The organism is Streptomyces aurantiacus (genome assembly GCF_001418335.1).
GTDB classification, from domain to species: Bacteria; Actinomycetota; Actinomycetes; order Streptomycetales; family Streptomycetaceae; genus Streptomyces; species Streptomyces aurantiacus.
In genome coordinates this window covers 1-11,877 of record NZ_LIPP01000093.1, presented here as the reverse complement: position 1 = coordinate 11,877, position 11,877 = coordinate 1, and the positions used below count along the sequence as shown (strand labels likewise).

The 11,877-nt window shown below is 66.8% G+C and carries 11 protein-coding genes and 1 pseudogene; 3 read left to right on the top strand and 9 right to left on the bottom strand.

The genetic code is table 11. The features are described from left to right. Window position 1: 1 nt before the first annotated feature. From AOK01_RS44975 to AOK01_RS13585, 5 genes are all read right to left on the bottom strand, one after another. Window positions 2-502 (bottom strand): mannosyltransferase YkcB-related protein, encoded by a 501-nt coding sequence (locus AOK01_RS44975; protein WP_245702234.1) that lies wholly within the window; start codon window positions 500-502, stop codon window positions 2-4. Window positions 503-631: 129 nt separating this feature from the next. After that, window positions 632-2,260: ArnT family glycosyltransferase (locus AOK01_RS46120; RefSeq protein ID WP_281181348.1), on the bottom strand; the 1,629-nt coding region annotated here is incomplete at its 3' end. Window positions 2,261-2,277: 17 nt separating this feature from the next. Beyond that, the gene (locus tag AOK01_RS13595; RefSeq protein WP_079103395.1) at window positions 2,278-3,567 is read right to left on the bottom strand and encodes a bifunctional glycosyltransferase family 2/GtrA family protein; all 1,290 of its coding nucleotides are present in this window, start codon (window positions 3,565-3,567) and stop codon (window positions 2,278-2,280) included. A gap of 548 nt (window positions 3,568-4,115) precedes the next feature. After that, complete coding sequence (locus AOK01_RS13590) at window positions 4,116-4,445, bottom strand: recombinase family protein (RefSeq protein ID WP_055511257.1); 330 nt, start codon at window positions 4,443-4,445, stop codon at window positions 4,116-4,118. 181 nt (window positions 4,446-4,626) lie between these two features. Then, entirely contained in the window at window positions 4,627-5,307 is a 681-nt protein-coding gene (locus AOK01_RS13585) for a TetR/AcrR family transcriptional regulator (protein WP_055511256.1), read from the bottom strand. Window positions 5,308-5,925: 618 nt separating this feature from the next. Here AOK01_RS13585 and AOK01_RS44965 point away from each other — a divergent pair. Continuing rightward, entirely contained in the window at window positions 5,926-6,432 is a 507-nt protein-coding gene (locus AOK01_RS44965; protein ID WP_245702236.1) for a transposase, read from the top strand. Between the two features lie 482 nt (window positions 6,433-6,914). Here AOK01_RS44965 and AOK01_RS46540 read toward each other — a convergent pair. The 4 genes and pseudogenes from AOK01_RS46540 to AOK01_RS46535 all read right to left on the bottom strand — a co-directional run. Next, window positions 6,915-8,008, bottom strand: a protein-coding gene (locus AOK01_RS46540; protein WP_425424734.1) for an IS630 family transposase whose coding sequence is annotated in 2 segments (ribosomal slippage) — window positions 6,915-7,513 and window positions 7,513-8,008 — 1,095 coding nt in all. Because the reading frame shifts where the segments join, the coding sequence is not laid out codon by codon here. Window positions 8,009-8,120: 112 nt separating this feature from the next. Continuing rightward, the gene (locus AOK01_RS13570) at window positions 8,121-9,287 is read right to left on the bottom strand and encodes an MBL fold metallo-hydrolase (RefSeq protein WP_245702230.1); all 1,167 of its coding nucleotides are present in this window, start codon (window positions 9,285-9,287) and stop codon (window positions 8,121-8,123) included. 244 nt (window positions 9,288-9,531) lie between these two features. Continuing rightward, entirely contained in the window at window positions 9,532-10,056 is a 525-nt protein-coding gene (locus AOK01_RS13565; RefSeq protein ID WP_055511253.1) for a YceI family protein, read from the bottom strand. A 692-nt stretch (window positions 10,057-10,748) separates the two neighbouring features. After that, window positions 10,749-10,925, bottom strand: a pseudogene (locus tag AOK01_RS46535) (IS1380 family transposase); the annotation flags it as partial. A 267-nt stretch (window positions 10,926-11,192) separates the two neighbouring features. Here AOK01_RS46535 and AOK01_RS13555 point away from each other — a divergent pair. Together AOK01_RS13555 and AOK01_RS42650 are read left to right on the top strand one after the other, a co-directional pair. Continuing rightward, complete coding sequence (locus AOK01_RS13555) at window positions 11,193-11,654, top strand: IS5 family transposase (protein ID WP_055511251.1); 462 nt, start codon at window positions 11,193-11,195, stop codon at window positions 11,652-11,654. Further along, window positions 11,630-11,877 (top strand): transposase (locus AOK01_RS42650; protein WP_169800130.1); only part of this gene is annotated, 248 nt, incomplete at its 3' end. The genes AOK01_RS13555 and AOK01_RS42650, both read left to right, overlap by 25 nt.

The window sequence follows — 11,877 nt, the reverse complement described above, 5'->3', positions numbered from 1 at the left end:
CTTACTTGGCGGCGCAGTCGTAGAGCACGCTGGCTCCACCGAATCCCATCACACCTCCGCTGTCCTCCTCGGAGGTCGTGCCGCCGTAGGACGACGCCGGCACCTTCGTGCAGTTGTCGGCGATCCAGTCGGATCGCTGCTTGGCGTATCCACCGGACATGCCGCCCGGCCCACCGCCGTTGGTGCCGGAACCCAAGATGTAGCGCAGTTCGCCGTTCTTGGTCCACTCCTTCAGCTGGGCCACCGACGGCGCGTTGTCGCTGTTCGTGAAGCCGCCCATGCCGATGACGCTCTCATCGGTGCCCAGGATGAAGGGGCTGGCGGACATGGCGCCGCCCTCGACGGCGAGCTTGATGCGTGCGTCGGGTGCGTGCTTGACGGCGTGCTGGAGGATCTTGCGCTGGTCAGCGGTGAGTTCCCCACCGCCACCGAGACCACCGCGCCCGCCGGGGGCACCTCCCGAGCCGGCACCGGGCATGCCGCCCGCTCCCGCCGTGGGCATGCCGGAAGGCATCCCGGACGGCATCCCGCCGGACGAGGGGGCACCTGATCCGCCCGACCCGCCGGCACCGGGCATGCCGCTCGCACCCGCCGTGGGCATGCCGGAAGGCATCCCGCCGGACGAGGGANNCCCGCCGACACCGGGCATGCCCGGCATGTTCGACGGCATCCCGGACGGCATGCCTCCGCCGTTCCCACCCTGCCGAGACATGCCGCCTCCGCCGAAGCCCATCGTCGTCGGACCGGCCGTCGGGTTGGAGCCGCCCATGCCGGTGGAGGCAGGCACGGTCAACGCCCAGGCTCCCGGGGCCACCAGGACCGAGGCCACCGCCGCGCCCACGGCAGCCGCCAGCAATCGGGCGTTCCGTCGTGCCAGCACCAGCAGGACAACGGCGGCGCAGCCAACGAGCAGCACCGGCCAGACCAGCCAGCCGTTCCAGTCGGGAACACGGCGGACCAGTACCACCGCCCAAACCACGCTCACCACAACTCCGACCACGCCGGCCAGTGGCGCCCAGCGGAAGCCCGCACGGTGCACACGGACCAGGCCGGCCGCCAGTCCTCCGCACAGGGCGGCGATGGCCGGGGCGAGCTGGGTGGTGTAGTAGGGGTGGAAAATGCCCTTCTGAGTCGAGTACACGGCGGCGCAGACCACCAGCCATGTCCCCCACAGCAGCCAGCCGGAGGTCGGCAGCAGGACGGAGGCGGGCAGCTTCCCGCGTCGGTGCAGCACCGCCACGACGACCGCGCCGGCCAGAGCCAGCCCGCAGAGGGGCAGCAGCCAGCTGATCTGACCACCCACCTGTGTGTCGAACATCCGGGTCAGGCCGGACTCACCGCCGAACCCGCCGGCGAACCCGCCGCCTCCGCCACCCATTCCCTGGGGTGCTCCGTCACTGGAGCCGAAGACCCGCCCGAGTCCGTTGTAGCCGATCACGAGGTCCCAGGCCGAGCCGTCCGTGCTGCCCCCGATGTAGGGGCGGTCGCCCGGCCACAGGGCGACCATGGCGACCCACCACAGGGAGGACGCCGCCAGGATGGCTCCCGCACCCAGCAGCCGCAGCACTCGCGGTATCCAGGGGCCGCTTGCTCCCACGAGCCAGGCGACGGCGAAGGCAGGGACGACCATCCAGGCGGCGAGCATCTTGGTGAGGAATCCGCACCCGATCAGGAAGCCGCTCGCGCACAGCCACCAGGTCGCGGCCCTGCCCCCGGCCTGCAGCGCGCGGGTGAGCGCGTACGCCGCGGACACCAGCAGCAGGACCAGCAGCGTGTCCGGATTGTTGTCCCGGTTGATGGCCACGGTGATCGGGGTGAGGGTGAGTACCAGGGCGGCGACCAGCGCCGCGCCCTCTCCCGCCCAGCGGCGCACGGTGCGGTGCAGCACAAGCACCGCGGCCACTCCTTCGAGCATCTGCGGCAGGATCAGAGCCCAGCCGTGCATCCCGAAGATCTTACTGCTCAGCACCTGCGGCCACAGCGCGGCCGGCGGCTTGTCGACCGTGACGACGCCGACCGGGTCGAAGGAGCCGAAAACGAAGTTCGTCCAGCTCTTCCCCATCGACTTCACGGCCGCCGAGTAATAACTGTTGCCCCAGCCCAGGGAACCCAGTGCCCATCCGTACAGGATCGCCGCGAGCACCATGACGGCTCCGAGTGCCGCGGGTGCCGCCCAGGTGGGCAGCGAACGGACGGACGTACGCCTCTCGGCGTGCTCCGAAGCCGCTGGTGCGGACGTGATGTGCGCGTAGTTGCTCATGTCTCGTTTCGCTCTCGTCAACTGGTACGGCTGCGGGGGCCGGCGAAGACGGCCAGCCGTAGAACGGCGAAGCGCACGCCGGTGACGGCGACGGACGCCGCGGCGAGGACCGCGGTCTCGGCGGCCGGTGAGGCGCCGGGATCAAGCCACTTGAACCACAGCACCACCCCGGAGGTGACCAGGTAGCCGAGGACGAACAGACCTCCGGCACCGAGGTGGGCGCGGGTGGGCGCGGTGGACGAGTGCCGGAAGGTGAGGCGCCGGTTCGCCTCGGTGTTGAGGACGGTGAGGACGAACAGCGAGACCAGGTTGGCGACGGCGGGAGTCCACCAGCCGCGCAACAGCCAGTACAGCAGGGCTTGCCCGGCCGTGGAGACGACGCCGATCGCGACGAAGCAGCCGACCTCCCACGACAGCACGCCACGTCCCGTGGCGGGGGCGAGGACGGCGTCGGGGTGCTCGGCGGACGGTGCGGGGCGCGGTCGGATGTCGACGCGGGCAGCACCGGAGGCCTTGAGACGCGCCATGCGCCACAGACCCCGAAGGTCGTCCGTGGCGGTGCTCACCACGTCCACCCGGGTGTCGACGTCCTCGACCCAGTCGACCGGCACCTCGTGGACGCGCAGTCCGTTGTGCTCGGCGAGCAGGAGCAGCTCGGTGTCGAAGAACCACGCGTCATCGCGGGTCACGTCCAGCAGCGGCCGGAGCACCTCCGTACGGGCCGCCTTGAATCCGCACTGGGCGTCGCTGAAGCGCACTCCGTGGGTGAGCCGGATGATGCCGTTGTAACAGCGGGAGACGAACTCGCGGCGCGGCCCGCGCACCGTGCGTGCACCGGGTGCCAGCCGGGAGCCGATCGCGAGGTCTGAGTGGCCGCTGGCCAGCGGGGCGATCAGCGGGAGCAGTCCGTCGAGTCCGGTGGACAGGTCGACGTCCATGTACGCCACGATGTCCGCGTCACTGGCGCCCCAGACAGTGCGCAGGGCCAGCCCGCGCCCCTTCCGGTCCAGGTGGACGACGCCCACCCCGGGCAGTTCGTCGGCGAGGCGGCGGGCGGTGGCGAGGGTGTCGTCGGTACTGGCGTTGTCGGCGACCGTGATCCGCCAGGAGAAGGGGAACCCCTCGGACAGCCGTGCGTGGAGGGTGTGCAGGCACCCGGGAAGGGCGCGTTCCTCGTTGTAGACCGGTACGACGATATCCACCGTCGCGGTACCGGCGTCCGGGAGAAGTGAACGGTCGACAGGTTGGAACGGGGCCAGCCGCTCCGCGCGGGCGGCAATTTCGGCGAGGTGGGGGGTGGGAGTCATGGCTTCCTCAGGCATGAGGGGACAGCAGACTGCGGCTCACAGGCTCTGGTCCAGGGCCGCGGGCCTCACTGTTGTCGTGCCGCCTGTGGGGGTGGGGGGAGAACACCGAGAATTGACAGGGAGTCAGTTCAATGGCCGGAAGTGCTCCACGATTCACTGTGGGCCCGGCCGCATCACGGTGTTACGGAGTTCGCTGACGCCTTTGATCACATGCTCATCTGTGTGCCTGGCCAAGGGGTGCCTGGTCCCCAACCAACCCGAGAACGATCTCGACACCGCATGGATCTCTCAACCCATCATCTCGGAAATTCGAAAGAGTCGCTGGAAGCGTTAGATCATCGTCATCACGCACAACGCCAACATCCCGGTCAACGCCGACGCCGAGCGCGTCATCGCCCTTGCCAACGACGGCACCTCCATTCGCGTCAAAAGCAGCACAGAACCAAACTTCCACGGTGCTCGGCAACAGGTCGAACACGCAGGGCCCATCGAAGTAACTCGCGTGCGATGCGACACCCAGGACATACTTGAGGGCGGGGCCGAAGCGTTCATGGCCCGTGAGCGCCGTACCCTTCGGACCGGTATTCCGCCTTCGGCGGGCACACGTAGTAGACGGCCCGTTCGCTGGGCTTGCCCTGTATGCGGCGCCGGCGGCGCTCGGCGACCTGCTGCGCCCGCACGAACGTCTCCAGACCGACCAGCGCCCCGTGCGCCGGCGCATTGGACCACACCCATTCCTCCGCCGGGTTGAGGGAGTTGTGGCCAGCGCCTTTGCGGGTCCGCCGGTTCCACACCATGTGCCCGGTGTACTTCGGATTCGTCAGCACCTCCCGGACACTGGAGGCGGTCCAACGCCCCGCCGCCCGCGCGGCGTCCACCGGGACCGGCGGCCTGCAGACCCGTGAATGTCTCCACCCACACCCGCTCAGCCCTCAACACCCCAGCCCCACCGAGGAAATGCCCAGTTCGCAGCCTTGTGCGACACCCTTTACAGTAGGGCCTGTTGCGAAAGTGGTGCGGTCACCCGAAGGGCGGCCACGCGGCAGGCGCCGCTTCGTATCAGGCTCCGGAGGACCGCTGTCCCTGGGAGCCGTGGGCCGCGAGCGGAAGACTGCGCAGCGACAGTTCGCTCGGCGCTGGCAGCGCTCCGTGGGCCGCCTCGGCGCGGAACGACTGGAGCAAGTACGCCACCAGACGCCGGGACGCTGCACGGTCACCCGGCAGTGCGGTGACCAGACCGCAGTGGGACAACAGGGCCACGGCGAGATCGGAGGGGTGGAAGTCGGCCCGCAGCGCGCCCGCCGCCTGAGCCCTGCGGACCAGGGTCATGAAGTCCTGCTCGGCCTGTTCCCGTACCCGCGCGTGTTCGCGCGTACTGTCCGAAAAGGCCGCGACGAACGCGGCCGGGAAGCCCTGTTCCTCCCGTTGTAGTTCGCAGACCGTCTCGACCAGTCGCTGGAAGCCCTGCCACGGATCGGGGTCGGCCAGTGCCTCGGTGAGCGCCCGAGCACAGGTGTCCATCTGGTGCGCGAACGCGGCCCGCACCAGGGCGTCCCGCGTCGGGAATCGCCGGTACAGCGTCGCCACGCCGACCCCCGCCCGCCGGGCCACGGTCGCCATGGGCGCGTCGATGCCGTGCTCGGCGAAGACCACGCGGGCAGCTGAAAGGATGCGCCGCCGGTTGTGCCGGGCGTCCGCCCGCAGACTGTCCTGCCCCGCGATCCGAGAGGATTCCCCCACCGCTGTCTCTCACCTCCAGTCAAATGGACATCCGGTCCGCCTGGGCAAGAACCCCACCAAGCCCAAGACCAGGATCCCTGCCACCGGAAACGATGCCGTCCGGCTCCTGGAACACCTCCACCGGCACGGAGCGGACCGCACGTCAGGCCCTCGTATCCAGGCCCTACGGCAGATCATGGTGCAGAACTACCACCGTGACGCCGCAGGACACCTGCGCTGGCGCACCGCCGGGAAGGAAGCCGGCCCCGGACTGCCGCCCTCGTCATCGTCTCCCCCTACGACACCTCAGCCCGTTACGCACGGCACGGACACATCATCAGCTGGAAGGGGTTCTCCGCTCACCTGACCGAGACCTGTGCCCGACGGCCCCAACGTGATCACGGACGTGGCCACCAGCGCGGCCACCACCCACGACAGCCAGGTTCTGCCCGGCATCCACACCCGCCTCTCCCGCCGCGGACTGCTGCCCGCCGAGCACCTGGTCGACGCCGGCTACACCTCCCTGCCCCACCTGGAACAAGCCACCCGTGAACACCAGGTCACCGTCTCCGGACACTCCGGAGCAACCCCACCCGGCAGCACCGCCGGGACGAGGGTTTCGCCCGGGACGACTTCCACATCGACTACGCCAAGCAGCAGGTCACCTGCCCCCAGGGCCAGGTCAGCCAGGGCCGGCACGGCCCTTGCCCGACCTCCCCACCCACCGCAGCCCCGCTGATCGTGGCCAGGTTCACCAAAGGCCAGTGTCAGCCCTGCCCGGCCCGCACCCGGTGCACCACCCCCCGCGAAAGCACCCGCACCGTGGGCTTTCCCCCACGAAAACTCCGCGACCTGCAACTTCGCGTCCGCACCGAGCAACAGACACCCGAGTCGAAGACCCGCTACGCGGTCCGCTCCGGAGTGGAGGGCACGGATAATGAGTTCGCCCACGGATACGGCATGCGCCGCTGCCGCTACCGCGGACAGGGAAAGGCCCACATCCAACACATCCTGACGGCCATCGCCGTCAACATCGAGCGCCTCAGCGGACTGTCTCCAACCGAGGAAGCCCCCACGAGCAAGGCATCCACCGCATCAACGCCAACCCCCGACTGCCATGGTCATTCCTGGCCCATACCGGCCTGACCATCGGTCCACACACCCACCGAACTTGCGAAAAGGTCTGATAACTGACCATTTAAAAATCAAGTTCGTTATGGGTCTTGATAGCTGGGTGTTGTGTCGGCAGGACCTGTTGGGCGTCTGCTGATCTGGTGCCTGACGATCTGTGGGAACGAGTGGCTCCGCTGTTACGCCCGGTCCCTCCAGGTGGCATCAGTATCCCGCGCGGTTGCCGGCTGATAACTGGGCTGCCTTGCGGGGGATCGTCTACGTGCTGTGCAAGAGCGTCAGTGGCGGGATATTCCGGCGGGACAGGCTGGCTGCAACGGAGTGATCGCCTGGCGGCGTCTGCGGGACCGAAGCCGGCGTCTGGCTGCAACTGCATGAGGTGCCGCTGACGGAGCGGCGGCCACCGGTCTGCTGAACATGGAGGACGCTGCCATCGACGGCTCGCGCATCCGGCGCTCGTGGAGGGGGGCTCGCAGCGGACCTTCGCCAGCCGACTGCTAGAGATCTTTAATGGCTGGGGTTACGGGGGGTTGGAAGTCGAGTCCGGTCTTGGCGATGAGGCCCTCGATGAGGCCGGGTCGGTACTGCATCCGTTTGAGCCGGGTCTTCACCAGCGCGGTTAGCTGGTCGAGGCTGTGTTTGGTGAGGTTGGCCAGCGACCTCTTCAAGTGCGACCACACGCCCTCGACCGGGTTGAGTTCAGGTGCGTACGGCGGCAACTGGTAGACGGTCAGCCATAACCGGGCCGCGATCAGCTCCCGCATGGCGCGGCTGACGTGCGTGTTCAAGTTGTCCCATACCAGGATGACGGGGCCGTCGAGCTGCTGGTGTGCGTCATCCAGCAGGCGGGCGTAGTCGGTCTCGGTGAAGCCCTTGCGCCGGCCCTTGGCAGGGCCGCGGTCCAGGTGGATCCGGTAGGTCAGCCGTGACCTGGCACCGGGCTTGGTGCAGATCAGCGCGGCCATCGAGACACGCTTCGTGCCCGCAGCGGTGACCTTCACGACGGGCGTGTGGCCTCGCCGGCCCCAGGTGCGGCCTTTGGGCGGCCTCAGGCCCTGACCTGCCTCCTCCTCGAAGCAGAGCCAGGCGCCCAGGTCCGCCGCCCTCTTTTTATGACGGGCCACTGCTCGTCCTTCCAGGCGGCGATCTTCGACTCGTCCCGCTCAGAGGCTTTGCGGGTCGGGATCTGCACGCTCCAGCCGATCCTGTGCAGCAGCAGATCCAACCCGGCCAGGGTGTACTCGACACCGAACCGGCGACGCACGATCTCGGCGATCCTGGCCAGCGTCCAGCACTGGTCGCTCCAGCCGCATGCAGCCGGACCTGCCTCCAACACTGCTTCCAGGGAACGCAGTTGCCCCGCCTCAAGTCTGCAGCGGGCTCCGCCGGGGCCCTTGGAGACCAGGGCCTGCCGACCGCCCGAAGCCAGGGCCCGACGCCAGCGGTTCGCCGACATCCGAGTCACCCTGAACCGCCGGGCCACCTCTGCATCGCTGGCCCCCGTCTCTATCAAGTCAGCGGCTGCGAGCCGAACTTGTTCGCGCCGAGCCCGCTCCTCGGCCGTCAGCCCACCGCCATCGGGATACCTCATTCCTCCGGCATAGCGCAGCCCACACCAACCGTCACGCCCCGACGTAACCCCAGCCATTTTAGATCTCTAGAGACGTCTCAAGAACGCCCGCTCATCATCTTATGGCGAGTTCTCAGGGGTGGATGCCGAAGGCGCCGAGAATCCCTGCATCGATGCGGGCTGAGTTGACCATGGCCGCCGCGTTCTTCACGGTGTACACGTCTGCTCCGGCGAGCACGCCGAGGTACTTTTCCGTGACCGGGTCCGCAGCGCGTTGCGCGGCTTCGTCGCTGTATGACTTGAAGATGGCCCACGAGTTACCGGTTGCCCCGTACTTGGCGAAAAACGGTGTGGGATCCAGCGATTTCAGTGTCGCGACAGTGCTGGCAGTCAGGTCCTCGACGTACTCCTTCTGGAGACGTACGTCCGACCGGGTGCCGAGACGTCCGAGATGGCCGCCTATATAGGTGTCCCACTCTGTGCTGAGCACGAGATCGTGGGCAGCCTTCCACGCTTGGATGTCCTGCGACTCGGCAAGGTTACTGAAGGGAACCCAGCCGGGGTAGATGATGTCGACCACCATCAGAGTGCGTGCGCTGGGGATGCGGATGAATATGTTGTCCGGGCTGTGGTTGGGTCCGTGGTAGGTGAGTTCGATTTTCTCACCTCCGACGTGCAGGTGGTAACGGTCCTCGAAGGTGACAGTGGGCAGCGGACGGTTCGTATCCCGTGCTGCCCGGAGCAGTCGCTTGGTCTCGGCGTGAGCAACCCGGATCACGCGGTCTCCGAAGATGGCCGCCGCACCAATGTGGTCAGCATGTGAGTGCGAGTAGATGAGGTGAGTGACCCGTTCCGGGCGACGCAGGGCTTGGGTGACCTGCTTGATGGCGCGTAGCAGGTTGTGTCCGATGGTCGGTGGGGCATCGATCACCACGACACCTTCTTTGGTGGTGAGGAACAGCGCCTGATAGATCCCGTCGGTGACCCAGTAGAGATTTCCGGCGATGCGGCCAACGTGGTACCCAGACTCATTCATCGCGGGGCCGAGCGCTCCCGACGGGACCGGAGCGTAGTCCGGTAGTCCATCACCGGACAGGGGCGCAGTGGCCTGTGCAGTGCTTGGCACGGCGAGGCCGGTCAGCGACCCCGCCACCGCAATGCCCCCTACGCCGGCAGCACTACGAAGGAAGGTACGACGATGGGCATTCATGGTTACTCCTATCAACTTGCGACCGAACTGCAATTTCGCTGATGATGACGACTTCATGGCAACAGGTGTGCGCACGAAGATGCCTTTCACTAAAATTGCATCGTGGTCGATAACGTGACTGGACAGAGGGGGGATGCTGCTGTGAAGGTCGGAAATGAGCAGACTAGGCACTTCCCCCGTCAATCCGGTGCCCTAGCAGAAATACGAAATCCATAGGTCCTTGTTCGCGCCCTCACCGAAGAAACCGACTTTATTTAACTGACAAAAGGTTGCAGTCAAATCAAGGGTTGCGCGATCGAAGGCTGGCGGCAGCGCGTATCAATCGATTCGCCGCCTACACCCTAGTGGTGTGGACGCTGATATCGACGGTCAGACGGCGAGCGGCCATACCGCGCATCATAGTGACTCCGAGCGCATAGCGGTCGATCAGCCCCTTGGCGGAGAAGACTACCGATGTACCTTCAACGTCGATGTCCGTCACAATGAGATCGACGGGTGCCGACTCACCCTTCACCGTGAGGGTCCCCGAGACTATGCAGTTGTCAGCCTCGCGTTGAATGCTGCGGGCCCGGAAAGAGCTGGCAGGGTGACGGCGGGTGTTGAGGAACAGAGGTGACTTTACTGCGAAGTCCCTGAGGAAGTTCCCGGTCGAGAAGCTCGAAGCGGAGATCTCGGCGTCCACCGTGGAGTCATCAACTTGGTCGGCAACGGTGATCACGCCGCCTGTCACGGTGAACCGGCCGCGAACCTTGCCCAAGCCGAACATGTGCTTGGTGGTGAAAGTGACAGTGGATGCCGAGTCATTGATGACATAGCGCCCTGTCGGCGGCGCTTGGAGAACGGTTGCGGAGGTCGGCATGACGTCGGGACCCTTCGGCGGATGGTGCGTTCCTGGACTGCTGCAAGTGCGAGGGCGAGTGTCTACCTCTGCAGCAATGACACTATAACGATAACTGCTTGCGAGGGCAAGCATGATGCAGGCTTCAGCTTAGCCAGCCTAGGCGACAAGCAGGAGGGTGCCAGTTGACCCGTCCCCAACCGGCTAGGACGTCGAAATATAGGCAGTTTCTGCGCTTTGTCCACTTGCCGGTGCAGGTTGCCGATCTTGGGCAGATGGGCATGCCCGAGGGTCAGCGTGGACGTCAACCGATAGTTACCTGCATCAGCAAGTATAGTGAAGGGGTGACGGATGGCTTGATCGCGAATGTTCAGCGACTAGCGAGCTCGTGCGCAGTAGGTAGGAAGGCGTCGAGGATGTCGTGGGCTTCATGTTCACATCTATGAGCGTCCTTTCATCGGTGGGATCGGTCTCCGCCACGATGAAGGAAATGCGCCGTCGAGGGCGAGGCGTTGTCCGCTGAACGGACATCTGCCGGATCACAGTGCGAAAATCATGCGTTCCAGTGCGAGGGCGGCCCGGTGGATAAGAGCCGCAAACCTGTCCGCAGGCTGCTGGGCTGTGGTAGCGATCTGCAACGACGTCGGATTGATCAGTCTTGTTGCGCTTCGCGTAAGTCTGACTGGCCGCTCCTGCGGGAGTGTCGGCTGATGAGCGTCCCTCCCTGCAACAGTCCATAGGGAGGGCCGGGTGGTGCGAATGACGTTCAGTGCCTTCGCGTCCGCGGTGGCAAGGTCGTCGATCAGGCGGGAGACAGTGGGGTCGGAGGCGACCGCTCCGGACACGGCCAGCTCGGACCGCAGCATCATGATGTCGGCAAGGCAGCCCCCACGGCTCCTCAACTTCAGCCAGGGTGGTGGCGTCAATGCCCGGCGCGCCGTTGATACGGCGTACCACCACCCACGCGCGCCTCAGGACGTCCCTGCGGTGGACCTACCTTTTCCCCCAACGCGTGAAACCGCCGCCCGGTAGAGCGCATGCTGCAAAGCTCGGACCGGATCCAGCTTCAGGGGATCCCGACGTGGCGGAACTAGGGCGTTTCTGATGGCTCTTGGTGGGCTGGGTGGATCTCGTGGCTGGCCGGGCAGGATGCGCGTATGGTGCGGCGACACGAGCTCACGGACGCGCAGTGGCAGAGGATTGAACCCCTCCTGCCGGGCAACGGCAGGCCGGGCGGGCAGTGGGCGGATCACCGCAGGGTGGTCAACGGGGTGCTGTTCCGGGCCCGGAGCGGGATGCCCTGGCCGGATCTGCCGGATCGGTACGGGCCCTGGCAGACCGTCTATGAGCGTCATCGGCGCTGGTCGGCCGACGGCACCTGGAAGACCATCCTTCAGGAGCTGCAGATCGAGGCGGATGCCGGTGACCCGGACGGTACGCATGCCCGCCAGGTGTCCCGGCAGGAGTGGGCCGTGAACATCGACTCGACGTCCTGCCGGGCTCATCAGCACGCGGCCGGAGCGCCTCGCAAGCCTGCGGCCGACTACCCGCAAAAGGGGGCGGGGCCCGTGATGAGGCCGATGGACGTGAGGCGTTGGGGCGCTCGCGGGGCGGACTGACCAGCAAGGTCCATCTGCTGTCCGATGACCGGGCCCGCCCGCTGACCTGGCAGACCTCGCCCGGTCAGAGGGGTGACAGTCCGATGTTCGCCCCGGTGCTGCAAGGTTTACGCATCCGGCGCCGCGGACCGGGCCGCCCGCGCAGCCGGCCGGACCGGGTGCGCGGCGACAAGGCGTACTCCAGCCGCGACAACCGCGCCTACCTCCGACGGCTCGGCAGCAA